Raw genomic sequence first — 24,693 nt, 5'->3', positions numbered from 1 at the left:
TCGATAGTGACTCATATCCAATCGCCGGGCAATACACCGTGCAGCCGCCGAGCTAACGCGGTTTGACGGCCTTCACGATCACCGAGTGCATCTCGGGCGCGACCTGGTGGGTGGGGATGAGTTCGATCTCGGTGAACCCGGCCGCGGCCAGGCCGGTGCGATACTCGGCCATGGTCAGGGCGCCGGCGATGCAGCCGACGTAATCGCCGCGAGCGGCGCGGTCGGCGGGGGTGAGATGGTCCTCGGCGACCACATCGGTGACGCCGAAGCGGCCGCCGGGACGCAGCACCCGGAAAGTTTCAGCGAAGACGGCGGACTTGTCCGGCGAGAGGTTGATGACGCAGTTGGAGATGACCACGTCCACCGCGGCGTCGGCCAGCGGAATGGATTCGATGGCGCCCTTCAGGAATTCGACATTGCGCGCACCGGCCGCCGCGGCGTTCGCGCGGGCCAGGTCCAGCATCTCATCGGTCATGTCCAGGCCGTAGGCCTTGCCCTCCGGCCCGACACGCCGTGCCGACAGCAGCACGTCGATACCGCCGCCGGACCCGAGGTCGAGGACGGTTTCCCCGGCGCGTAACTCGGCCACCGCCGTCGGATTGCCGCAGCCGAGACTCGCGGCCACCGCATCGGCGGGAATCGCCTCGCGATCGGCGGCGGTGTAGAGCCGATTGCCGAAGCCCGCTTCATCGAAGGTCTCGGCGCCGCCGCACCCGCCCGGACCGCAACAGCCGGTGCCTTCCTGCCTGAATGATGTTGCCGCCGTGGCGTATCGGGCACGTACGGCCTCGTAGATCTGGTCCGCGTTCGGGTCGGTCATGGCTTCGCCTACCTGTGAGACATATATCGAATAAGTCGGACGCTTTCAGCATGGCCACCCTTTCGACATATGTCAATATCCCCGGTAGGGTGGTTTCGTGCCCAAATCTCTGCCCGTGATCGACATGTCCGCCCCGGTCTGTTGCGTACCGGTTGCCGCGGAGCCGATCGACGACACCATGGCGCTCGAAGTCGCCCTGCGGCTCAAGGCGATCGCCGATCCGGCGCGGGTGCGGCTCATGTCGATCCTGCTCACCGCCCGCCGCACCATGAGCACCGGCGAACTGGCCGCCATCGTGGAGCTGGCCGAGTCCACCGTCAGTCATCACCTGGGGCAATTGCGCAAGGCCGGCTTCGTGGAATCCGAGCGGCAGGGCATGACCGTGCAGCACGGCGCCCGGCGTGACGCACTCGCGGCACTGTGCCTGGTGCTGGATCCGAACTGCTGCTGAGAAACGGGCTTTCGCTGCCGGAATCGGGCAAATCGGTTCACCCTGCGTATGCTGACGCGCGGTCGAACCGATCGAACGAGGAGTACCCGGATCCATGACAGCAGCACCGGTCACCATGTGCGCGGCGTTTCAGGCGACGATCGCCCGATATGCGGGAGAGGTCGCGGTACGCACGGCCGGGGACGCGAGCACGCTGACCTTCGGCGACTGGGGCCGGCAGGTGCGGACGCTGGCGGGCGGATTCGCGGCGCTGGGCGTCGGGCGCGACAGCAAGGTCGCGCTCATGCTGGCCAACCGGCCGGAGTTCTATCCGATCGATACCGCGGTGGTTCACCTTGGGGCCGTGCCGTTTTCGATGTACAACACCTCCTCGCCGGAGCAGCTCCAGCACCTGCTCGGCGACTCCGGGGCCGAGGTGGTGGTCTGTGAATCCCAGTTCCTGCCGGTGATCACCAAGGGGCGCAAGGGAACAGCTGTCAAGCACGTGGTGTGCATCGACGGCGGCGATGCGGAGACCATGAGTCTCGACGACCTCACCGCACGGGCCGATCCCGACTTCGACTTCGAATCCGCTTGGCGCGCGGTGCAACCCGATGACGTGCTGACCCTCATCTATACATCCGGCACCACCGGCGCGCCCAAGGGCGTGCAGATCACGCACGCCAATATGGTCGCCATGGTGCGGGCCACCGTCACCCTGGCCGGCGCCGACAATACCGAGCGGGTGCTGTCGTTCCTGCCGTCCGCGCACATTGCCGATCGCTGGTCGGCGCTGTACCTGAGCATGTACGTCGGCAGCACCATCACGACCGTCGCCGATCGCACCGGTTTCGCGCCGGGCCTGGCCGACTGCCGTCCCACCCTGCTCGGCGCGGTCCCGCAGGTGTGGCAGAAGCTGCGCACCGGTATCGAGGACAAGCTGGCCGAATCCACCGGCGCCAAAGCGAAACTCGCGCACTGGGCGGTCGGCGTCGGCCGCCGCGTGTCCGACGCGCGGCTCGAAGGCGGGCAGGTGAGCCCGCTGCTGGGCATTCAGCACGCCATCGCCGACGCGCTCGTGCTGTCCAAGGTGCGCGCCGCGCTGGGCCTCAATGACATCAAGGTCGCCATCTCCGGCGCCGCGCCGGTCTCGCCGGAGCTGCTGCGCTACTTCAACGGGCTCGGCATCGAGGTCAGCGACGCGTGGGGCATGTCCGAGCTGTCGGGTATGGCGACGCTGTGCCCGCCGGGACAGCTGCGGCTGGGCACCGTCGGAAAGCCGGTGGACGGCATGCGGATCCGCCTTGCCGAGGACGGCGAGGTGCTGGTGGCCGGGCCGCTCATCATGAAGGGCTACCTCAACCAGCCGAAACAGACCGCAGAGATCATCGATCCGGAGGGCTGGCTGCACACCGGCGATATCGGCGAAGTCGACGCCGACGGCTACCTGCGAATCGTCGACCGTAAAAAGGAACTCATCATCAATGCCGGCGGCAAGAATATGTCGCCGTCCAATATCGAGAACTGGATCAAGGCGTTCGCACCGCTCATCGGGCAGGCCATCGCCATCGGTGATAATCGCAAATACAATTGCGCGCTGATCGCCCTGGATCCGGACGCGGCCGCCGCCTTCGCCGAAAAGCACGGCATTGCCTGTGATCCCGCGGAGCTGGCGGCGAATCCTGAGGTGGAAAGGCTCGTCAGCGCGGCCATCGACCAGGCCAACGCCAAACTCTCGCGTATCGAACAGGTGAAGAAGTTCCGCATCGTGAGCGAGTTCTGGCAGCCCGGCGGGGAATTCCTCACGCCCACCATGAAGCCGCGCCGTAAGCCGATCAACGAGCGCTACGCGAGCGTCATCGAAGAGTTGTACGCCTGATCCGGAGCACCCGGCACAGGCGCTCGAGCAGCCGATATCTCGCCTCCCGCCGCGAATCCGCGACGATCATGCGAGAATCGGCGTGCTCGTGACCCCGATCCGTGCAGGAGATTTCGTGCGCACTGGAAATATCGTCCGCTGGTCCGTCGCCGCCGCCATGGGACTGTCGGCGCTCTCGTTCACCGCCGTGGGCACCGCGAACGCCGAGGTCAGCTACACCTACACCTGTACCGCGGAGGACTGGTCCGGAAATCCACTGCCCGCCGTCACCGTCGAGGTGCGCAAGGGCAAGAACCAGGCGCGGTACGCGGCCCGCCCGGAATGGCGTGGGCAGGCCAAGTTCGAGACGATCGAGTGCACCCCGGTTTAATCAACTCCCGGAACTCTCAGGGGTTCCCCTGAAACTCCGCGCGGGCGGGTCGGCCGTCGGCGCTCCTGGAAACCCGAGCCGGCGGTAGGCGTCAGAGTACTGCCTGGGTCTGGGTGACCTTGGCAACGAGTTTTCCGGCGTCGTCGTGGATTTCTGTTTCGATGACGATGAAGCTGCGGCCCGCGTGGATGGGGCGGGACGAGGCGGTGGCGTAGCCGGAGCGGACGGCGCGCAGGAAATTCGTCTTCGATTCGACGGTCGTGGTGCCCTGTGTGCCTTCGGGCAGGTTGAGGAATGCGCAGACCGCGCCGGTGGAATCGGCCAGCGACATGAGCACGCCGCCGTGGATCGTGCCGCCCAGCGTGCACAGCGATTCGTCCCAGGCCAATCGGCTGCGCACCAGCTCGGGGGCGTGTTCGAGCACCTCGATGCCGAGTTTTCCGCTGAATGGCATGGTGGCGAACAGCTGTGTGCCGAGGGGATCCAGGACGGTTTCGATATCGGTCATGAGATCGACTCTGCCGCAGGGAGTGCGGCGGGTCGATTACCTGTCGGGTAAAGGCGCCGAGCAGCGGAAGTGTCGCCGCCGGCGGGGTTCTGCGAGACTCTCCCGGTGCGGGTAGGTGTGCTTGGGCCGGTTCAGGTTGTCGCGGATGACGGGTCTCCGGTGGAGATCGGCGGGGTCAGGGTGCGGATGCTGGCGGCTCGGCTGGCGCTCGAGAACGGTGGGGCGGTGCCGGTGGGGGCGCTCATCGACGGGCTGTGGGGTGAGGATGCGCCGGCGGAGGCCGCGGGTGCGCTGCAAGCGCTGGTGTCGCGGTTGCGGAAGGCGCTGCGCGGTGCGGGAACCGTGGAGTTCGGGGCGGGCGGGTACCGGCTGCCGGAGGTGCGGCTGGATGCGCAGCGGTTCGAAGACCTGGTGCGGCAAGGGCGCACGGACCTCGCGGCCGGACGCGCGGAGGCGGCGGCTTCGCTGCTGCGGGAAGCATTGAGCCTGTGGCGCGGGGAGGCGCTGGGCGATGTGGCCGAGGCGCCGTTCGTGCGTGCGGTCGCCGCGCGACTGGACGACCTGCGCGCCGCGGCGATGGCGGATCGCTTCGACGCCGAACTGCGCATTGGCCGGTACGCCGACATCCTCGGCGAACTCGAGACCGCGGCCGCGGAGAATCAGCTCAGCGAAAGGCTGGCGGCGCTGCGGATGCGGGCGCTGACCGCGGCCGGGCGGCAATCCGACGCACTGGCGGTGTACGAGGAGATGCGCGCACGCCTCGATGACGAGCTGGGCATCGACCCGTCCGCCGAGCTGCGCGAAACCCACCTGGCCCTGCTGCGCGGCGAACTCGAAACACCCGTGGCGCGACGGGAACCCGCCGTCCACCGGCTGCCCGCGCGATTGACCAGCTTCGTCGGCCGCGATACCGAACTGGAGCGACTGGGCCGCTTGCTCACCGATTCCCGGCTGGTCACCATTGTCGGCCCCGGCGGTGCGGGCAAGACCCGCCTCTCGCTCGAGGCCATGGACCGATACACCAGCGGCCCAGTCTTTTTCGTGCCCCTGGCCGAAGTCGGCGCCCCCGACCAGCTCGCCGACGCCGTAGCCGGCGCCCTCGACGACCGCTCCGACGAACGCCGCGCCGACCAGACCGCCCGCCTCGCCGAACTCCTGAATGTCGGTGCCGCCGTGCTGGTCCTGGACAATTGCGAACACCTCATCGAGGCCGCCGCCGAACTGGCCGCACACCTCCTCGACCGCCTGCCACACCTGCGCATCCTCGCCACCAGTCGCGAACCGCTGGCCATCACCGGCGAGACCCTGTGGCATCTGGACCCCTTGGCAATACCGGCCGGCACTCCCGAACCTGGTGCCGCACAACAATTCTCGGCAATCCAGCTGTTCATCGATCGCGCCACGTCCGTCCGCCCCGATTTCACCCTCGACGACCGCACCGTCGCCCCCGTGGTGGAGATCTGCCGCCAACTCGACGGAATCCCCCTGGCTCTCGAACTCGCCGCCGCCAAACTCCGCTCCATGACCGTCGACCAGATCGCCCGCCGCCTCGACGATCGCTTCCGCCTCCTCACCTCCGGCAGCCGCACCGCCCTCCCACGCCAGCGCACCCTGCTCGCCCTGGTCGAATGGAGCTGGGACCTCCTCGAAGACCCCGAACGAACCCTGGCCCGCCGCCTCTCCCTCTTCCCCGGCGGCGCGACGGTGGAAGCCCTGGAAGCAATCTGCTCCACCCCCGACCTCCCCGCCGACGACATCGTCTACACCCTCGACACCCTCGTCGAGAAGTCCATCGTCACCCGATCCGCCGACGACAACCCCCGCTACCGCATGCTCGAAACCGTCCGCGCCTACGCCGCCGACCAACTGACCCGCTCCGGCGACAACCTGACCACCCGCTTCACCACCCACTTCCTCACCGTGGCCGAGGAATCCGAACCTCTCCTCCGCACCGGCGAACAACTCCACGCCATAGCCGTTTTCGACGCTGAACACGCCAATATGGCCGCCGCCCTACGCATTACGCTCGCCTCTGCCTCTGCCTCCGCGAACTCGGCCCCGAGTCCGGTCGGTCATGCACCGGCCGCCAACTCCGCCGCAACCCCGGCTGCCACGGCCCCGTCGGTCGCGGCCTCGGCTGCCATGGCCTCGTCGGTCGCGGCCTCGTCTGCCACGGGCGCGGCAACGACCGGCGCGGCGACCACCGGATCCGCCGTAACCGGAGCGGCGGCCGCTGACTCGGCCGGTTCCGACTCGGCGGCTGTTTCGGATCAATCGATGCACTCGATGAACGTTGCGCCGTGCGCCGGGGACCGATCCGCGGCCGCGGTGGGGCAGGCCGCTGTCGTGGGCGGGCACGCGGGGGTACCCGAGGCCGAACAGGCGGCGCGGTTCGTGCGTGCCCTGTTCTGGTACTGGGGAATTCGCGGAATGAGCACGCAGTTCGAGACCGCCCTCGCCGAGGTGCTGCAGCTCGGCCATGCGCTGCCCGCGGCGACGGGCGTTGCCTTGCGGGTGATTCAGACGATGGCCGGTGGCGGCGGGGCGGGGTTCGCTGCGGCGGAGGCACTGCTCGCGGAGAGCGAGTACACCGGGGCGCTGCACTTCCACCCGGCGCTGCCGCTGTGGGCCTCGCTGCTGGCGTCGAGCACCGGCAATGCCGAACTCGGGGCGCGTCAGCTCGAGCTGGCGCTGGGGTGGCCCGATCCCTGGGTGCGGGCCAGTGCGCATTTCGCCCGTGATATCGCGCTGACCGGCAGCGGTGAGCAGCCCGCCGGTGCGGATGCCCGGCGAGAAGCCTTGCTCGGCTTCGGGACCGTGGGTGATCGCTGGGGCTTGGGTATGGCGCTGCTCGCCCAAGGCCGGGATCACTCACTGCGCGGCGACCACGAGTCCGCCATCGCCGCCTTCTCCCGCGCTGTGGCGGTGGCCTCCGAACTCGGCATGGAGGACGACATCCTGGCCAGCCGAACCGAATTGGCGAATGAACGCATGCGTGCCGGGGACCTGCCCGCGGCCCTGCGCGATATCGAAGCCGCGCAGCGCCTGGCGACCGACCTGGGCTACGCCCGCCTGGCCGCTCTGCTCCTGCTCCTCCGCGCCGAATCCCACCGCCGTGCCGGTGACATCGCTCGAGCCGACCGCGATATCGACCACCTGGAACAGCTGCTCGAGCGCCTGCCCGCGGCCACCGTCCAGTCCGCCACCCATCGAATCCTCCTCGCCCGCATGGCCAACCGCCTCACCGCCGGCGAAGCCCCGCAAGCCCGCGCCCTCCTGCCGGACGTCCTGTCCGGGATCGGCGCCAGCGGCGACGCGGCCGCCACGACCCACTCCACCGCCCGAGCCGCCGAACTCCTCGCCGCACTCGAATTCCTGGAAGACGCCCCGGAATCCGCCGCCACCACCCTCGGAACCACCGTCGCCATCCGCGGCATCTTCGACTCCGGCGAACCCGAACTCCACACCCTCGAAACAGAACTCGTCACCCGCCTCGGCCGGGAAGCCTTCGACGCCGCCTACCGCCGCGGCACCGTCCTGCCCCGGAAAGAAGCCCTGAACCGCCTATCCGCAGCCTCCGCCCCACCACTGACAACCCCGTAGCGCAGTCGCCGCCCGCATCGTGCCGCGCGAGGCTGCACCGCTAGTTCACCGCCCACGCCACCGTCCCGCCGCGAGGGCCTCACACGTCCGCCGCGCGCCGTGACGGTGGCGTACTCATTGCCCAGGTGGTCTCAGCCTCGTCGGCACGATCGAGCATGGGCGGAAAGCAGGTTGCACGCCGCTGGGCAACTGCGTCGAGACAAGCTCCGCAGGAGTGATCGGGTGTAGCGGTGCCGAGTGCGGGCATGCCGGTGGCCGGGAATCGGGGGTGGGCTCCTGGCGGAGGCGGCTACCGATTCCCGGCCGAAGTCGGGTGCGGGGCGGGGGGTTAGGAGGTGCGGGTGAAGAGGCGGCCGGCCAGGTCGAAGCCGGTGATGGCGCCGGATTCGTTGCGGCTGAAGAAGCCGCGCTGGCCTTGGAAGGAGCCTTCGGTGATCATGTATTCGTCGTTCGGGAGGAGGCCGAGGACAAACGGCGGGTGATCCTGGGGGAGTTCGGTTTCCGAGGCGGCGCGGATCTCGGGGCGGATCCTGCACTCCAGGGTGAGGGTGTCGCCGTCGGTGGCGATGACGGCGGTCATGGCGTCGATCTCGTACTGGCCGCTGATCTCGGCGGCGCGGGCCGGGTCGTGGGGGAGGGGCTGCGGATCGGCGTCGATGATGCCGAGGTAGTGCTCGAGCGCCCAGCGGACGATGGACTGGTTGGCGCCCAGGCCGTCGGGGCTGGCATTGGACATGACGACGATGACCACATCGCGGTCGGGGACGATGAGCAGTTCGGCGAATTGGCCGAATCCGGAACCGCCGTGGCCGTAGGTGCGCACGCCGTCGATCTCGCGGAGGAACCAGCACAGGCCGAAGCCGTCGCCGAGGGCGCTGGCGCGCAGTTCGGCGGTCTGCTGCTGCATCTGGCGGACGCGGGCGGCGGGCAGGATCTGGGCGCCGTTCTCGGCACGGCCGTCGGCGAGATGCACACGGCCCCAGCGCAACAGGTCGGCGGCGGTGGCGGCGATACCACCGCCCGCATTATTGGCGCGGGTGCCCTTCCACACCCGCTGCACCGCCAGATTGCCGTCCTCGTCGCGCTCGTGGCCGAGGGCGAAGCGGCGGGTCATGATCTCGTCGCGGCCGAAGAACGTGGCGTTCAGGCCCGCCGGTTCCAGGATCATGGTGGCAATGGCCTTCTCGTAGGTCAGCCCGGTGACGTTCTCGATGATCCGGCCGACCAGGTTGTAGCCCGCCTGGCTGTAGGAGGCGCGGGTGCCCGGTTCGGCGATCAGCGGGATGGCCTTCAGCTCCGCGACGAACTTGGCCAGGCCGTCATCGCCCTCGCCGGTGTCGTTGATGATGCTCCACTCCAGCCCGGCGGTGTGGTTGAGCAGCTGCTGCACGGTGATCCGGGCGGCGATCCGCTCATCGGACAGCTCCAGTTCCGGCACATAGGTGCGCACCGGGGCATCCAGGTCGATCCGGCCCTCGTCGACCAGCTTCATGATCACGCTCGCCGTGTACGACTTGCTGATCGAGCTCAAGGCGAACAGCGTGTCCTCGTTCACCGGAACCGGGTTCTCGATGCTGGTCACACCGTGCGCGGCGAACACCGCCTGTCCGTTCACCCACACGCCCGCCGCCATGCCGGGCACCCCGAATTTGGTGGCCGTGGCCTCGACGATCTCCGACAGCGCGACATTCGGCAGCTCAGCGTTCGACATTTCCTCAGTCCTTCTCTCAGTTCGTGCCCGGCCCTGGTGTTTTCGGCCCGGCATCCGGTGTGCACTCACAGTGCCGACCGCCGCTGATAGCGCGCTGACAGTCCACCGACAGCCGCTGTCGGCGCGGCCGCGCACGGTGGTGACCCGGCGCACACCGGCGGCGCGATGGGAGATGATCCGGGATTGTGTAACGGCGCTCTCAGGCTGCTGTCAGCTTTAGGCCAGCAAATGCTCAGCGCATTCCGGCAGTGTGAGCGGTTGATCTTTCCGATTGGAAAATTCACCGATTTGCTGAGGAGTTATCCGGCGTGCGTGTATCGAAGACCTGGGGCGGCGCAGTTGTAGCGTTGACCGCTACCGTCCTGCTACCGGTCGCCGCGGGCGCCGCGACCGCGGCTCCGGCGCCCGCGCTGAATGCCGCCGGCACCTCCGCGGACGGCTCGCGGATCGCGTCGAGCGAGACCACCGGCGACCGCACGATCAAACTCCAGGTCTACTCCGCGGCCATGGGCAAGAACATCGAGGTCGATGTGCAGCGCGCCGCGGACCCCTCGGGACCGACCCCGGTGCTGTATCTGCTCAATGGCGCCGGCGGCGGCGAGGACAAGGCCACCTGGCAGAAGCAGACCGATGTGCTGAACTTCCTGGCCGACAAGAACGTCAATGTCGTGCAACCGGTCGGCGGCGCATTCAGCTATTACACCGATTGGCGCGCACCGGATCCCACACTGGGCGTGAACAAGTGGAAGACCTTCCTCACCGAGGAACTGCCGCCGCTCATCGACCGCGCGTTGAACACCAACGGCCGCAATGCCATTGCCGGATTGTCCATGGCGGGCACCTCGGTGCTGCAGCTGCCGATCGCGAAGCCCGGGCTCTACCAGTCGGTCGCGTCCTACAGCGGCTGCGCGCAGATCAGCGATCCGCTGGGCTATGACATGGTGAATCTGGTGGTCGCCGCCGGCGGCGGCAACACCGACAATATGTACGGCCCCAAGGGCGATCCCATGTGGGCGGAGAACGATCCCTACGTGCACGCCGACCAGCTGCGCGGGCTGAATCTGTTCATCTCCAGCGGTTCCGGCGTCCCCGGCCAGTGGGACACCCTCGACGGCCCGCACACGCTGCCCGGTCCGGGCGGCCTGGCCAATCAGGTGACCGTCGGCGGCGTCATCGAGGCCGGAACCAACTACTGCACCCACAACCTGGCCGCCAAGCTGAATCAGCTGGGCATTCCCGCCACCTTCGACTTCCAGCCGACCGGCACCCACTCCTGGGGCTACTGGCAGGACGACCTGAAGAAGTCGTGGCCGGTGCTGGCGGCCGGACTGGGCCTGCCCGCCTGATCCCTCCGGCTACTCGCCGAGTTCGAAGTTGGGGTAGCCGTTGTCGCGCTCCTCATCGCAGAAGCGGCGGTAGGTGCCGAATCCGCCGATGTAGGGCATGAATACGCGCTTCTTGCCCTCCACATTGGCGCCCATGTACCAGGAGTTGGCCCGCACGAAGAGGGTGCCCTCGGCGACCTCCATGAGGTGGTCGGTCCACTTCACCGCCGCCTCCGTGCTGGCCTCGACGCGGCGAATTCCCTTGGTGCGACAGTGTTCTACCAGCGCGAGTACCCAATCCAGCTGCTGCTCGGAGTGCAGCACCATGTTCGCCATGACCGACGGGGTGCCGACGCTGTTGATGCTGAACATATTCGGGAATCCGGGGATGCCGAACCCGAGATAGGTGAGCGGCCCGTCCGCCCAGGTCTCCGCCAGCCGCGACCCGCGCGCGCCCTGGATGTCGATGCGCAGCAGCGCACCGGTCATGGCGTCGAAACCGGTGGCGTAGACCAGCGTGTCGAGCTCGATGAACTTGTCCGCGGTCCGCACGCCGGTCGGGGTGATCTCCTCGATCGGTTCGCGCCGCAGGTTCACCAGCGACACATTGGGCCGGTTGAACATCTCGTAGTAGCCGGAATCGGTGCAGATCCGCTTGGTGCCGATCGGATGATCGGTGGGGATCAGATCATCCGCCACCCGCTGATCGTCGATCTTGGCGCGAATCTTGGCCACCGCGAACTCGCGAACCAGGTCATTGGCGGTGATATCGCTGTTCTGATCGGGAAAGACCTTGTTGAACAGCACCCCGCCCCGATTCCAGCGATCCTCCATGGCCGCTTCGCGTTCCTCGGCGCTCAGCTCCAGAGCCTTGGTCTGCAAGCTGGGGTGCGGCGTCGCGGCCGGTGCGTAGAACGACTTCTCCCGCCGCTGCCGGTATGTCGCGCGGATCTGCTCCTGCTCCTCCGCGGTCCACGGCCGATTGGGCATGGGCACACTGAAATTGGCGGACCGCTGGAAGACGGTGAGCGCCCGCGCCTGCCGCGCGATGATGGGGGAGACCTGGATTCCGGACGACCCGGTGCCGATCACGCCGACCCGCTTGCCTTCCAGCGTCACGCCTTCCTCCGGCCAGCGCGCGGTGAAAAGCTCCTCACCCGCAAAGGTTTCCACGCCCGGGATATTCGGCTTGATCGGCGCGGACAGACAGCCGGTCGCGAAAATCACGAAGCGGGACCGGTATTCCTCCCCGCCTTCGGTGCGCAACGTCCAGATCGACTCGGCCTCGTCGAAATGCGCGGCCGTCACGAACCGGTTGAACCGATACCGCTCCCGGAGCCCGAACCGATCCGCCACATGATGGATGTAGGCCAGGATCTCCGGCTGCGCCGCGAACCGCTCCGTCCACGTCCAGGTCTGCTCCAGCTCGGGATCGAACGAATACGAGTAGTCCACGCTCTCCACATCGCAGCGCGCCCCCGGATACCGATTCCAGAACCAGGTCCCGCCCACATCCTCCCCGGCCTCCAGTCCGAGCACGTTCAGCCCGGCCCGCGCCGCCTGATGGACGCCATAGAGTCCGGCGAATCCGGCGCCAATGATGATCACATCGTGGGGACTGCCCTGCCCGGCGCTGGGATGCATGCGCGACCTCTCAACATTCGTCTAGCGGTATTTCGAATAGGCATATCGTCGAGTTCCGAATGCCAGGTCGCGACCCCTCGTCCCACTGACCAGGAGCCCGTACAAAGGTGAAACATCATCGACCGGGAACTGGTGGCGGGGTGCACTCGCGAAATGCCGCCATGGTTTCCCGGTGATCGCTCGTCCAGCTCGGTGGGGGCTCACTCGGCGGGCGCGGGGCCGGTGAGGTGAACACTTCGCAGATATGACATTGCCGTACTTGCGATTTCGGTGGTGTGATCACCGGGCGAGGGGGAATCATGAACCTATGGCGAGAAGTGACTCGCCGGAGCCCGGCGTCCTCCTGTGAGGCCGGTGCATGGTTTGGGCGGAGGCGTCAATGAGGGGCGTCTCCGCCGAGCCGATCCGGAGGCGTGCGGCCCAACGTTATTCGTGGACCGGTTCGCCGGTGACCACGTGGTCGGCGTGATTCAGGCCCTCACGGACCAGGCGGGCCAGGTGCCCGTCGCGAATGCGGTAGATGATGCGGCGGCCGTCGCGGCGGGTGTCGACCAGGCCGGTGAAGCGGAGTTTGGCCAGGTGCTGGCTGACCGCGGTGCGGGAGGCGCCGCAGGCCTCGGTAAGCGCGGTGACATCGGCCTCGGCGTCGGCGAGGATCCAGAGGATGTGCAGGCGGGTGGGGTCGGACAGCATGCGGAAGGTGGCGGTCGCCGCGTCCAGGCGAGCCTGATCCGGGTCGACCGGATGGGTGAGGCTGGCGGAGGGCAACGCCTTCGCATTGCTCTTGCTCACCATCGAGTCACCTTCCTGCCGCTACCACCGCCTCGACTCCCACCGGCACGGATACCGGCCAGACGCGGGCAGCTGTTGTAGCTGCCAGTGTAGCGAGGATGGCCAGTGTGACCGCCGTCATCGGCAGGCCGGCCGCTGCTCCGAGGGTGCCCGCAATGGGATAGGTGAGCAGGAAGCACGCGTGCGAGAGCGAGAACTGCGCGGTGAAGACGGCGGTGCGGGAACCGGGATCGGTCTGGGCGCGCAGCAGGCGGGCGGCCGGAGTGTTGATCATCGAGGTGCTCGCGCCGAGGGCCGCCCAGGTGACGGCCAGCAATCCGGCGCCCGCGACCGGCGGAAGCAGGGGAATCGTCACGGCCGCGCCCAAGCCGATCGGCAGGATCCGGCAGCCGGTCAGCATGAACCTGCGTTCGCCGAAGGCGCGCAGTGCGCGCGGTGCGGTCAGCGCCACCGCCATGGACCCGAATCCGAAGCAGCCCAGCGCGAGTGCCACGCCGGTATTGCTGCCGCCGAGCCGATCCCGCACGTACACCACGGTATTCACGATCACCAGCGAAGACGCCGCCGCCACAGCCAGATTCATGGCCAGCAGGCCGCGCAGCACCGGCCGGTCGAACATGACGCGCGCCCCGTGCGTGACCCGTCGCGGGAACGGCGCGGACGAGCGATCGGCGCTGAGCCGCGGCAGCCGGGTGCTGAGCACCAGCACCGCCGAGGCCACGAAACCCGCTGCCGTGCCGACGAACAGCAGGTGATAGCTGATCACCGTGAGCAGGGCCGCCGCCAGCATCGGGCTCAGCAGCGATTCCAGGTCGTAGGCCAGCCGCGAGAGCGACAGTCCTCGCGTGTAGTCCTCCTCGTCGGGCAGCACCGTGGGAATCACCGACTGGAACGCGGGGGTGAACGTCGCCGACGCCGACTGCAGGAGCGCGATCAGCACGTAGATCTGCCACGCCTGCGTCACGAACGGCAGCAACACCGCGATCCCGGCCCGCGCCGCATCCGCCGACACCAGCAGCACGGTCCGCGGCACTCGTTCGGCCAGCGCGGAAATCACCGGCGCCACACCGACATACGCCACCATCTTGATGGCCAGCGCGGTTCCCAGGACGACCCCGGCGTCCGCTCCGGCCAGGTTGTAGGCCAGCAGTCCCAGAGCCACCGTCAGCAGCCCCGTGCCCGTCAGCGCGACCACCTGCGCGGTGTACAACCTCCGAAACCTCCGGTGCCGCAGTACGCCAATCATGCGCCCACTATAGGCCAATGAGTGCGCAGGTGTGCACATGATGTCTCATGAAGGGCGGTGCGAACGATATCGTCCCTGCTCACGATTTGTGCACCGAATTTGCCGAATTGTCCTGTTCCCCGTTGGCCCAGGCAGATCGTCGCTATCCTCGCCCTCATGGGGAGGCACCTGGCGGCCTGTTGCCTGGCCGCGGTTTCGGCGCTGGCAATGACCGGCTGCACCGTGCACGGCACCGCGCAGCCCGAATCCGGCGCGCCGGAGGCCGGACCGGGCGTCGCACCCACGACCGGGGCGAGCCCGGGCGAGCCGGTCTCGGACCTACCCCCGTGCGGCGATATCGGCACGGCCGCAACGCCTCCCGACTGCCTCCTGGAATCCCGCGACAGCACCGGGCTCTCCTTCGAGGTCCGGCACTCCGGCAGCGACGGGCACACCGTCACCACCGTGACCGTGCTCGACGGCACCGGCGCCCGATTACAGACCCTCACCGAGAAGGACACCAGCGCCCCCTCCGGCCCGCGCGTGCGCGATCTCGACGCCGACGGCCGCGACGAGCTCATGATCCCGCTGGCACTCGCTGAAGCGAACACCCGCTACGCCGTCTACCGCGCCACAGCCGACACCCCCGACATGCGCCGCGCCGGCGAACTGGCCGGCATCGCCATCGACACCACCGAAGCCGGATACACCGTGGTCTCCGCCCGCACCGCCCACGCCAGCTGGGACATCGAATTCTGGACCTTCGACGCGGATGCCCTGCGCGCCCTCGTCACCGCCGAGGTCCGCCCCACCGAGGACCGCAGCGGCGCGGTCACCGGCTACACCTGCGAGGTCACCGACGACGGCGGCCTCTCCGAACTCGGCCTGACACCGGACGAGGCCACCGCCCAGTTCTGCGCCGAACCGGCCGTCGGCCGCGTCATGCGCTGACCAGCCGACACGAACCGGCTCGAAGTCGGATGGCAGGCGGCTCGGGCCTACCTCTTCCGGCGCACTCGACCCGGGCGCGAATACGGGGTTTATCGGGGGAATTCCCGATGTTCGAAGGCGTGCTGCGCGACCAGGATGGAGGCAGGTCAGCGATTCGAAATCGGATCAGGTTCCCGGTTTTCCGTACCGGCGCCGCACCCATTCGGCGTAGTCGAACGACACCGCCTCGCCACTGTCGTCGAGGCACAGCGCAGCGTCGCGCAGTCGTCGGGCGACACGGCCCAGGGGCGGCACCGGAACGGGAAGGAGGGTTCGGCCGAGCACTGCGCGGCGGGCAGCGGCGAGTTCGGTCAGCGTGTGGACGGCGGGGCCGCCCACGTCGCGGACGCGGCCGGACGGTCCGGCTTCGACGGCGTCGGCGAGGCGGGCGGCCACCGCTGTCACATCGACCGGCTGGAAGCGCATCGAACCGTGCGGCGCCAGGCGCAGTTTCGCGGACAGGCCCAGGATCCGGTCGATGAGTTCGTGGAACTGGGTGGCGCGCACCAGGGTCCAGGGGATCGGGCCCTGGGTGACCACGTGTTCTTGGGCGACCTTGGAACGGTAGTAGGAGAACGGCACCTGATCGCAGCCTACGATCGAGATCTCCACGTGATGGCCGACCTCGGCGCGCTGCTCGGCTGCCAGCAGTGAACGCACGCCTTCGACCAGGACTTTCGCGCTGCGCACGCCCGTGTGGTTGGCGGCGTCGACGACCGTGGACACGCCTTCGAGAGCCTCGTCGAGGCCCGCCCCGGTAGCGAGATCCACCGGATGGTGGACCGTTCCGGGCACGGGATCCGCGGGCGGGGTGCGGGTGAGCACGCGCACGGTGTGGCCGCGCGCCGCCAGATCGCGCACCACCGGGGCGCCGAGCACTCCGGTCCCGCCCAATACCGCTACCTGCATGTCGAATCCCCTTCCCGATGCGCTCTACTCGGACGCTAGGACCATTCGAACCGGTACTCAACATGATTCATCGCATCGTGTCGGACGGCCCACATTCCAGCGCCGTCCGCGCGTCGGTGCGGTTGGATGACGCCGCGGCGACCGCCGTCAGATCCGCGCACCCTTCGCGCGATTGCATGCGCGGCACAGGATCTGAAGGTTGGCCGCGCTCGTCGCCCCGCCGCGGCTGAGCGGAATGATGTGGTCGAACTCCAGATAGTGGCTGTCCCCGCATTCCACGCACTTGCCGCCGTCGCGCTGCCACACCTGCGCCTTGACTTCCTGTGGGATGGAACGCGTGTCGCGTCGGCCCGGGGTGAGCGCGAGCCGTTTCGCCACACGCAGCGCGCCTTCCATGGTCGCCGCCACATGATCGGGATCGGCCACCTCGAAGACCGCCCCGCCGCGCGCCGAGGTGGCGGCGACCAGCACCCGCCCGCCCTCCGACGTCACCGAAACCACACGCGTCCACAGCATTTCGGCGCCGGTGTCGGAACCTGTGAAGCGCAGCTTCTTATTGCTGCAGATGAGGCGTCCCTCGGTGAGCTTCGGCCCGCGCGCCAGCTGGCGGATATGGATGGCGGGCACATCCAGGTGCAGTTGCTCCTCCGGATCCAGATGTAGCCCGGTGGCCGGCAGCACCGGCATTTCCCCCGAACGCAACCGGGTGAGCATGCGGCCGCGCTGCATCCGCCGGCGCAGATCCTCGATGAGCGGCCCGCCCAGCGCGAACGCGGTGACCGCCCGGTCGAAGGCCTCCATCTCCGGCTGTTCGATCGCGCCATCGGCGAAGGCGAAAGCCACCAGCCGCTCCACATGGTCGTGCGCGAGCGGCCGCAGGGATTCCAGCGCCCGCGTCACATCGATCTGCTGATAGCGCAGCGCCGTCCACAGCGCGTCCCAGTCCTCGCCCTGCGTGCCCACCGTGCGCAGCACCCGCTCGACCCGACCCCGCCAGGCCAGCAAATAGTCGTCGATCTCCCCGGCGCACTCCCGGCAGGGGGCGGGCGCGCCGAACAACCGCCACCGCCGCGGCCGCCCGCACCGCGGGCAATGCCGGGCGTCCACCGGCAACTGCGGCCGCGTCGCCGCGGTCCACTCCGACCCGTCCCACCACCGCAGCCGCCCCGCCTGCTCCGGATCCGGATGCCAGTCGGCGCGTTCGGGATTCGGCGGCGGCGGCGGTGGCATCTCCGGCCGTTCGCGCTCGAGCGAGAACCCGCGCCGCGGCATCCGCTGCCCGGATTCCGGCGTGCGCCCCCGATCGGGCGTGCGCTGGTCCGGATCCGGCGCGGGCTGGTCTCGGTCCGGCGTGCTCTGGTCTCGACCGGGCGTGCGTCGTCCTGGATCCGGTGTGCGCTGACCATGATCGGGTGTGCGCCGTTCTCGGTCCGGCGTCCGCTGGTCTCGATCGGCCGTGCGTTGCTCTCGATCCCGCGTCTGCCGCGCCTGATCCGGCGTGCGCTGCTCCTGATCCGGTGTCCGAGTCTGCGTCCCCGGTTCGTCCACCTGGACGCCGAACTCGGTCACGATGCCCGCCAGCCCGCTGGCCCACCCCTGCCCGATGGCGCGGAATCGCCACTGCCCGTCGCGGCGATAGAACTCCCCGAACATCATGGCCTGCACCGCGTCCGAATCGGCGATCTCGAACCAGGCGACCGGGCGATTGTGGTCGAACACCGTCAGCACCAGACCCGGCACCTCGGTGAAGGACCCGCCCTCCACCGATCCGGTGAGCACGATCCGCGACACCTCGGATTCCGTGCGCGGCAGCGATACCGACAGTCGCGCGGTTCCCGGCCCCGGTTCCAGATCCAGCGTCACCGCCTGCGACACGTGCCGCGGTGCGTTGAAGAACACGAAATCCCGATCCGAGCGCACCTGCCCGGCCTCGGACAGGAGTAAGGCATGCGCATCCACCTCGTGCTCCGACTGCCACGAAAGGACAACCGTCAGAAGCGATGTCGGAACCGGCGCATGGCCACCCTTGGTGAGTTTCATTGTGATCGAAGTTTGCCACGCGACTCCGACACGCCCGCCGGGCCGCAGCACAGCCCGGTGGGAACACTCTGTGCCCTATCCGAAACAGTCCCGCACCACTACGTGATGCACAGTGGAACCATGACCACTCCGACCGGCCCCGCCCGCAAGCCCCCGGCAGCGCGCGCCAAACCCCAGACCTCCCGCGTCCCCACCGCCGCCGACATCCTGGCGGCCGCCCAGGCCGCCGTCGAAGCCGCGCAGACCGCCGCCGGCCAAGCCCTCGACTCGGCCCAGCTCACCGCCAGCACCGCCTTCGACACCGCGGTCCGCCTGCCACCGGCCTCGGTTCAGCTGGCCGCCCAGCTTCCCGATCTCATCGAGAACCTGACCATCGCGGTCGACCGCCTCAATTCCACCATCGACCGCCTGGACCGCACCCTGGCGCTGGCCGAACCCGCCTTCGCGGCCTATGACCGCATGCTCACCCGCTTGGAGGGCGTCACCGCCCTCACCGAGGAGCTCTTCACCCGCCTCGACAAACTTCCCGGCGCCTCGCTCCTGGGCCGCCTCACCGGCACCCGCTCCACCCCCGATCCCGAACCGCCGCAGGAGAAGCCCCGAGGCCGGCGGAGGTAACCGTCCGGCGCTCGGTCAGGCCGAAGGGAGCGGCGCGGACGGCGTCACGCCGAGGCCGGGCAGGGCGCGCAACGCGGCCGCGGCCTTCCAGACCATTTCGTGGTACTCGTCCTCGGGGTCGGAGTCGAGGACGATCGCGCCGCCGGCGCCCACGCGCCAGCGGCCATGGTGGCGGACGGCGGTGCGGATGACGATGTTCAGATCGGCGGTGCCGCCCAGGCCGAGGAAGCCGATGGTGCCCGAATAGATGCCGCGCGCCTCGGTTTCCAGCTCGTCGATGATCTCCATGGTGCGCAGTTTCGGCGCCCCGGTCATGGAGCCGCCGGGGAAGCAGGCGCGCAGGCAGTCGATGACGTCGTGATCGGGCCGCAGCGTGCCGCGCACGGTCGAAACCAGTTGGTGCAAGGTCGTATACGTCTCGACGGCCATGAGTTTCGGCACGTGCACCGAACCCACCTCGCAGACCCGGCCCAGATCGTTGCGGAGCAGGTCGACGATCATGAGGTTCTCGGCGCGGGTCTTGGGGCTCAGGGCCAGGTCGGCCGCCAGCGCCTCGTCCTCGGCGGGGGTGTGCCCGCGCGGGGCGGTGCCCTTGATGGGCTTGCTCTCGACCGTGCGCGCCCGATCGATCTTCAGGAAGCGCTCGGGGGAGGAGCAGGCCACCTCCAGATCCGCGAAGCGCAGAAAGGCCGCGTACGGTGCGGGATTGCAGCGGCGCAGGGTGCGGTAGACGCTCAGGCCCGCACTGCCGGCGGTGGGCTTGGCGGGCACGTACGCGCTGTCGGTAATGCAGATTTCGTAGGACTCGCCCGCGTGCAACTGCTGTTTGCACGCCTCGACATCGGCGAGATACTGGTCCCGGCCCCGGGTCAGCAGCGGCGCGACGGTGCGCTCCTCGGTGCGCAGCACCACATCCGGCGGATTCTCCCAATTCGGAACGGTTTCCAGGATGGCTTCCGTCGCGCTGAGCCACTCCCGCGCGGCGGCAAGGGAATTCGCCTCGGCCAGCGCCAGCAGATGGGTCCGCCCGGCCTCGTGATCGACCACGATCAGCCGATCCGCGAAGATCCACTGCGCATCCGGCGTGGGTGCGCGATGCGCCGCGGTCGCGCCGCAATCGGCCTTCATCTCGTACCCGAGGTATCCGACATAGCCGCCGACGAAATCGAAAGGAACGTCCGGGAATTCGATCCGCCGTCGGCGTAGCTCGTCGGCCAGGTAATCGAGCACCCCGCCCGGAACGAAGCGCCGCCCGGCCGCGGATTCGACCTCCACCTGCCCCGAGCCCACCCGGTAGCGCACCGTCTCCGCCAGCGGTCCGGAGGCGTCGCCGAGGAACGAGAACCGATCCAGTCCCGGTTCGACATGCTCGCTGTCCAGCCAGAAGGCGCTGGGGGACCGGGCATACAGCCGATCGAACACGATCTCGGCGTCCACGGCCCGCTCCAGCACCATCTGCTCCACGCGATACTCGACACCGGCGTCGAGCGGCCGCCCTTCCGTAGATGAGGGCGAAAGGCGCTGCGGCGCTTCGGTTCTTCGGAAGGCGATCGGAGCTTTCCGCCGCCCCTCGGTCAGCTTCGCGAAATTGCGCAGAATCGTCGTGCCGTGCTCGCTGGCAATGGATTCGGGGTGGAACTGCACACCCCACTGCGGCCGGGTGCGATGCCGGACGCCCATGATCACGCCGTCGGGCGAGGTGGCCGTCACCGCGAGCTCGTCCGGCAGCGGCGCGGCCGCGCACAGCGAGTGATAGCGCACCGCCGTGAACCCCTGCGGCACATCGGCGAACAGCTCGCTGCCGTCGTGGGTGATGAGATCCGGATACCCGTGCCGCGCCTCCGGTGCGGCGGCGACCACACCGCCCGCGGCGATCACGATCCCCTGATGCCCCAGGCACACGCCCAGCAACGGCAGCTCCGCCCGCGCGATCACCTCCGCCGAAATACCGAAATCGCGGGGAACATCCGGCCGTCCCGGGCCGGGGGAGATGACGACGTTGTCGAAGCCGTCCAGGTCGAGTTCGGCCAGCCTGGCCACCTCGTCATTGCGCACGACCACGGGTTCGGTCCCGTTCACCTCACTGATCAGCTGATACAGGTTGTAGGTGAACGAGTCGTAGTTGTCGATCAGCAGCGTGCGCATTTGGCACGCACATTACGCCTACCCGCAGTGGCCGGCGCGTACCGGTGCCCGCGACACGCATGCTCCTGACCTGGGGGAATTCTTCGGGAGTAGATACTGCTGGCATATGCCTTCAGTTCTATTGGTGGCCTACGGCACAATGTTGGGCATGTCTGTAGCGCAGCCGGTCGAGGTGGATCGCGACGTCGTGGATTTCGCGATCGTCGGTAAATGGATGGATGAACAGGGCTTGCCCGGTGGCGAATTCACCGGCGTCAAACCCCTCGGCGGCGGAACGCAGAACATCATGCTGCGCTTCGCCCGCGGCGGTCGCGACTACGTCCTGCGTCGCGGCCCCAAGCATCTGCGCACCGCCAGCAACAATGTCATCCGCCGCGAATCCCGCATTCTCGGCGCGCTCGACGGCACCGGCATCCGCGCGCCCAAGGTCATCGCGGCCTGCGGTGACGAAGCCCTCATCGGCGCGGCGTTCTATCTGATGGAGCCGATCACCGGCTTCAACCCGCAGACCGAACTCCCCGAACTGCACGCCGGCGATCCCGAGATCCGCCGCCTGATGGGCCTGTCCGCCGTCGAGGCCATCGCCCGCCTCGGCTCCCTCGATCACGAGGCGCTCGGCCTGGCCGACTACGGCAAGCCCGAGGGCTTCCTGGAACGCCAAGTCCCGCGCTGGCTTTCCGAACTCGAGGGCTACAGCGCCAATGCGGGCTACGGAGGTCCGCAGATCCCCGGCCTCGAGCGCGTCGGGGACTGGCTGGACCGCAATCGCCCCGCCGCGGCCCGCCCCGGCATCCTGCACGGCGACTGCCATCTGGCGAACATGATGTTCCGCTACGACGGTCCGGAGGTCGCCGCCATGGTCGACTGGGAGATGTCCACCATCGGCGACCCGCTGCTGGATCTCGGCTGGCAGATCGCCACCCGCTTCGAGCCCGGCACCACCGGGGCCGCCCTGGTCGGCAGCCTCGGCGCGGTCGGCGGCCTGCCCACCCCGGAGGAGATGGCCGCCCACTACGCCAAGTTCTCCGATCGCGACATCAGTCAGGTCACCTGGTACACGGTGCTGGCCTGCTTCAAGCTGGGCATCGTCCTCGAAGGCACGTATGCGCGCGCGGCGGCGGGCAAGGCGCCCAAGCAGGTTGGCGACTTCCTGCACGCCATCACGCTGGAGCTCTTCGAGAAGGCGCACGAGCTCATGGATTGAGCGCGGTCCACGCCTGTCCGCCCCCGTCCGAGAACATCGGGCGGGGGCGGATTCGTCTGCTCGGTGGGCCCTGCCGCGAACTTGTCGCGATGTTGCCGAGCGTTGGCAGAATATTGCTGTTCAAAAAGATTCTGACACCGTAGATTATCGGTCATGTCGATCGTTCCCGATGCCAAGGACTGGACCTGGGTGCTCGAGCGCACCTGCACCGATTGCGGATTCGATCCGGCGGCCACCTCGTTCGAGGCGGTCCCGGGTCTCACCCGCGACAGCGCCGCGCGCCTGAGCGCCGCCCTCGAACGCCCGGACGCCGCTGTGCGCCCGGATGATTCGACCTGGTCGGCCCTGGAGTACGCCGCCCATGTCCGCGACGTCTGCCGCATCTTCGAGCATCGGCTCGATATCACCCGCACCGCGTCCGCGCGGCCCGGGCCGGTGATCGGCGGCTACGACCCGTCGGTGACCATCGATGACGCCGGAATTCCCATGTTCGCCAACTGGGATCAGGACGTCACCGCCATTGCCGAGGACTACGGCAGCCAGCAGCCCGCCGCGGTCGCGACCGAACTCGGCACGGCCGCCGAGGCGGTGTCCCGCGCCTTCGCCGCGGTGCCCGCGGAGGAACTCGGCCGGACGGCCAAGCGCAGCAACGGTTCCCGGTTCACCGTGGAATCCCTGGGCATCTACTTCATCCACGACCTCGTGCACCATGTGCACGACGTGGAGAAGGTCTAGCCCAGCTCGGCGGCCACCGCGCCGGAGAGCAACCGGCGCGCCCGGTCGAGGGTGATCGAGCCGCTGAGCCAGCGCTCGCTCAGGCCCTCGACCAGGGCGGTCAGCCGTTCCGCGGCATCGGCCGCATGGACTCCCGCGGGCACCGACTGCTCTTCCTGCGCCTGCCGGATGAGGGATTCGATGTAGTCCGTCCACGACTGCGTCGAAACCCGCAGCGGTTCCCGCAGATCCGTATTGAACACCGCGCTGGCCCGCAGCTCGCCCCAGGCGATGCTGTTCTCCCGGACCTCCTCGGTCTCCTGGAGTTCCAGCAGCAGCACCTCTTCCACCTGGCTGCGCGCGTCCGCGTCGGCGCAGGTCCGGTCGGTGTAGCAGGCGGCCCGGTGATCGATGTGCGCGAGCGCGGCCAGCACCACGCCCCGCCGATCCTTGAAGTGGTAGTAGATCAGCGCCGTGGACACTCCCGCCGCGGCCGCCACCTTCTCGATGCGCAGGCCGCGGACGCCGTCCTGTGCGATGACGTGGACGGCGGCCTCCAGGATCCGGGTCTGGCGGTCGGACACGAAAAACCTCTCTCTACAGCGCGGGTTCCTGCTGCGTGGTGCAGTGGATGCCACCGCCCCCCGCCGCCAGCGCATCAATGGCGACCAGCACGATCTGCCTTCCGGGGAAGAGTCGCGCGAGGGTGGTCGCGGCGGCGCGATCGGCGATCGGATCCCCGAACTCGGGGACGATGACCGCGCCATTGCAAACATAGAAGTTGATGTAGCCCGCCGCGAAGTCCTCGTTATCCTCGCCCGCCCACTCCGAGCGCACCGTGGCCGGCGCCTCGAGCACCTCGACCTGCAGCCGCCGCCCGCGCGCGTCGGTTGCCGCGCGCAGAATGTCGAGGTGGCGGCGGGTCACGTCGTAGTCGAAGGAATCCGGGTTCTGATCCAGCCCGGCCACCACCACACCGGGTGTGGTGAAGCGGGCGTAGAAATCGGTGTGGCCGTCGGTGATGTCGTGCCCGGCGATACCCGGCAGCCAGATGACCTTCTCGATGCCGAGCAGCCACCGCAGTTCCTCCTCGACGTCGGCCTTCTTCCACCCCGGATTCCGGTTGTTGTTGAGCACACAGCTCTCGGTGATGATCGCCGTGCCCTCGCCGTCGACCTCCAGGCCGCCGCCTTCGAGGATCAGATCGGTTTCGAGCAACTCGGCGCCGGTCCGCCCGGCGATGAAGGCCGCCAGCCGGGCGTCCTGGTCGTAGTCCTGTTTCTCGCCCCAGCCGTTGAAGTTGAAGTTCACCGCGGCCTTGTGCGAGCCGGCCACGAAGACCGGGCCGGAGTCGCGCAGCCACAGGTCGTCCATCGGGGTCTCGACGAGTTCGATATTCGGGCCGAGCAGGTTGCGGGCGAGATCCATCTCGCCGGGGCGCACCAGCATCGACACCGGTTCGAAGCGGGCGATGGCCTGCGCGATGGCGGCCAGATCGCGGCGGACCGCCGGCAGCAGCTCATCGCCCCAGATCTTCGCGCTCGCGCCGAACGCCATCCAGGTGCGCTGGTGCCGGGCGGCCTCATCGGGCATACGCCACATACGTTCATCCTCCACACCGGTGGGGGACTGCCGCGGGGGAAAACCGCATCCCGCGAGCACGGCGCTCGCCACGGCCATTCCGGCCTGCATGAACTGACGCCGCTGCATGGCAATCGCTCCTCGTTCGTCGGCCGCCCGCTCGATCGGGTGGCCCGCTGGCGATC

At 68.6% G+C, this 24,693-nt stretch carries 20 protein-coding genes; 9 read left to right on the top strand and 11 right to left on the bottom strand.

Features of this window, described 5'->3' with window-relative positions; translation table 11 throughout:
• Window positions 1–52 precede the first annotated feature (52 nt).
• Window positions 53–820, bottom strand: coding sequence for an arsenite methyltransferase (gene arsM / locus ACYQ5L_RS28220; RefSeq protein ID WP_459961268.1), 768 nt, complete (start codon window positions 818–820; stop codon window positions 53–55).
• A 97-nt stretch (window positions 821–917) separates the two neighbouring features.
• On the opposite strand from arsM, the gene ACYQ5L_RS28215 reads away from it, so the two are divergent.
• The 3 genes from ACYQ5L_RS28215 (at window position 918) to ACYQ5L_RS28205 (ending at window position 3,499) form a co-directional block, all read left to right on the top strand.
• The gene (locus tag ACYQ5L_RS28215) at window positions 918–1,271 is read left to right on the top strand and encodes an Rv2640c family ArsR-like transcriptional regulator (RefSeq protein WP_459961267.1); all 354 of its coding nucleotides are present in this window, start codon (window positions 918–920) and stop codon (window positions 1,269–1,271) included.
• A 94-nt stretch (window positions 1,272–1,365) separates the two neighbouring features.
• Window positions 1,366–3,129, top strand: a complete 1,764-nt coding sequence (locus ACYQ5L_RS28210) for an AMP-dependent synthetase/ligase (protein WP_459961266.1) — start codon at window positions 1,366–1,368, stop codon at window positions 3,127–3,129.
• 115 nt (window positions 3,130–3,244) lie between these two features.
• On the top strand, window positions 3,245–3,499 hold the full coding sequence (locus ACYQ5L_RS28205; protein ID WP_459961265.1) for a hypothetical protein: 255 nt from the start codon (window positions 3,245–3,247) through the stop codon (window positions 3,497–3,499).
• Between the two features lie 91 nt (window positions 3,500–3,590).
• Here the strand turns inward: ACYQ5L_RS28205 and ACYQ5L_RS28200 are convergent, their stop codons facing one another.
• Complete coding sequence (locus tag ACYQ5L_RS28200) at window positions 3,591–4,007, bottom strand: PaaI family thioesterase (RefSeq protein WP_459961264.1); 417 nt, start codon at window positions 4,005–4,007, stop codon at window positions 3,591–3,593.
• A gap of 186 nt (window positions 4,008–4,193) precedes the next feature.
• On the opposite strand from ACYQ5L_RS28200, the gene ACYQ5L_RS28195 reads away from it, so the two are divergent.
• Entirely contained in the window at window positions 4,194–7,610 is a 3,417-nt protein-coding gene (locus tag ACYQ5L_RS28195; RefSeq protein ID WP_459961263.1) for an AfsR/SARP family transcriptional regulator, read from the top strand.
• Window positions 7,611–7,938: 328 nt separating this feature from the next.
• Here the strand turns inward: ACYQ5L_RS28195 and ACYQ5L_RS28190 are convergent, their stop codons facing one another.
• Window positions 7,939–9,321, bottom strand: a complete 1,383-nt coding sequence (locus tag ACYQ5L_RS28190) for a serine hydrolase domain-containing protein (RefSeq protein WP_459961262.1) — start codon at window positions 9,319–9,321, stop codon at window positions 7,939–7,941.
• A gap of 308 nt (window positions 9,322–9,629) precedes the next feature.
• Here ACYQ5L_RS28190 and ACYQ5L_RS28185 point away from each other — a divergent pair, with 308 nt between their 5' ends.
• Window positions 9,630–10,667, top strand: a complete 1,038-nt coding sequence (locus ACYQ5L_RS28185; RefSeq protein WP_459961261.1) for an alpha/beta hydrolase — start codon at window positions 9,630–9,632, stop codon at window positions 10,665–10,667.
• 9 nt (window positions 10,668–10,676) lie between these two features.
• Here ACYQ5L_RS28185 and ACYQ5L_RS28180 read toward each other — a convergent pair whose 3' ends face one another.
• The 3 genes from ACYQ5L_RS28180 to ACYQ5L_RS28170 all read right to left on the bottom strand — a co-directional run bounded on the left by ACYQ5L_RS28180 (window position 10,677) and on the right by ACYQ5L_RS28170 (window position 14,328).
• Window positions 10,677–12,290 (bottom strand): flavin-containing monooxygenase, encoded by a 1,614-nt coding sequence (locus ACYQ5L_RS28180; protein ID WP_459961260.1) that lies wholly within the window; start codon window positions 12,288–12,290, stop codon window positions 10,677–10,679.
• 426 nt (window positions 12,291–12,716) lie between these two features.
• Entirely contained in the window at window positions 12,717–13,085 is a 369-nt protein-coding gene (locus tag ACYQ5L_RS28175) for an ArsR/SmtB family transcription factor (RefSeq protein WP_067541431.1), read from the bottom strand.
• 4 nt (window positions 13,086–13,089) lie between these two features.
• A complete protein-coding gene (locus ACYQ5L_RS28170; protein ID WP_459961259.1) occupies window positions 13,090–14,328 on the bottom strand; it encodes an MFS transporter in 1,239 nt (412 codons plus the stop codon).
• A gap of 156 nt (window positions 14,329–14,484) precedes the next feature.
• On the opposite strand from ACYQ5L_RS28170, the gene ACYQ5L_RS28165 reads away from it, so the two are divergent.
• Window positions 14,485–15,258 carry a hypothetical protein gene (locus ACYQ5L_RS28165; RefSeq protein ID WP_459961258.1) on the top strand — a complete coding sequence of 258 codons (774 nt, stop codon included), beginning with the start codon at window positions 14,485–14,487 and terminating at the stop codon, window positions 15,256–15,258.
• Between the two features lie 165 nt (window positions 15,259–15,423).
• Here ACYQ5L_RS28165 and ACYQ5L_RS28160 read toward each other — a convergent pair whose 3' ends face one another.
• Together ACYQ5L_RS28160 and ACYQ5L_RS28155 are read right to left on the bottom strand one after the other, a co-directional pair.
• The gene (locus ACYQ5L_RS28160; RefSeq protein ID WP_459961257.1) at window positions 15,424–16,206 is read right to left on the bottom strand and encodes an SDR family oxidoreductase; all 783 of its coding nucleotides are present in this window, start codon (window positions 16,204–16,206) and stop codon (window positions 15,424–15,426) included.
• Between the two features lie 147 nt (window positions 16,207–16,353).
• On the bottom strand, window positions 16,354–18,246 hold the full coding sequence (locus ACYQ5L_RS28155; RefSeq protein WP_459961256.1) for a TerD family protein: 1,893 nt from the start codon (window positions 18,244–18,246) through the stop codon (window positions 16,354–16,356).
• Between the two features lie 120 nt (window positions 18,247–18,366).
• Between ACYQ5L_RS28155 and ACYQ5L_RS28150 the strand changes: the two genes are divergently transcribed.
• Entirely contained in the window at window positions 18,367–18,864 is a 498-nt protein-coding gene (locus ACYQ5L_RS28150) for a hypothetical protein (protein ID WP_459961255.1), read from the top strand.
• Between the two features lie 15 nt (window positions 18,865–18,879).
• Here ACYQ5L_RS28150 and pabB read toward each other — a convergent pair whose 3' ends face one another.
• Window positions 18,880–21,009, bottom strand: a complete 2,130-nt coding sequence (gene pabB / locus ACYQ5L_RS28145; protein WP_459961254.1) for an aminodeoxychorismate synthase — start codon at window positions 21,007–21,009, stop codon at window positions 18,880–18,882.
• A 139-nt stretch (window positions 21,010–21,148) separates the two neighbouring features.
• Here pabB and ACYQ5L_RS28140 point away from each other — a divergent pair, with 139 nt between their 5' ends.
• Window positions 21,149–22,213 carry a phosphotransferase family protein gene (locus ACYQ5L_RS28140; RefSeq protein ID WP_459961253.1) on the top strand — a complete coding sequence of 355 codons (1,065 nt, stop codon included), beginning with the start codon at window positions 21,149–21,151 and terminating at the stop codon, window positions 22,211–22,213.
• A gap of 153 nt (window positions 22,214–22,366) precedes the next feature.
• Window positions 22,367–22,948, top strand: a complete 582-nt coding sequence (locus ACYQ5L_RS28135; RefSeq protein WP_459961252.1) for a DinB family protein — start codon at window positions 22,367–22,369, stop codon at window positions 22,946–22,948.
• Here ACYQ5L_RS28135 and ACYQ5L_RS28130 read toward each other — a convergent pair.
• Both ACYQ5L_RS28130 and ACYQ5L_RS28125 read right to left on the bottom strand, forming a co-directional pair.
• Window positions 22,945–23,511: a TetR/AcrR family transcriptional regulator gene (locus tag ACYQ5L_RS28130; protein WP_459961251.1), complete on the bottom strand. Its 567-nt coding sequence runs from the start codon at window positions 23,509–23,511 to the stop codon at window positions 22,945–22,947. The genes ACYQ5L_RS28135 and ACYQ5L_RS28130 overlap by 4 nt on opposite strands.
• Window positions 23,512–23,524: 13 nt before the next feature.
• Window positions 23,525–24,637, bottom strand: a complete 1,113-nt coding sequence (locus ACYQ5L_RS28125; RefSeq protein ID WP_459961250.1) for an agmatine deiminase family protein — start codon at window positions 24,635–24,637, stop codon at window positions 23,525–23,527.
• Window positions 24,638–24,693: the final 56 nt, after the last annotated feature.

The organism is Nocardia sp. IFM 10818 (genome assembly GCF_054655275.1).
Note: the sequence above shows the minus strand (reverse complement) of the source record. Positions and strands in the feature narration are given on the sequence as shown.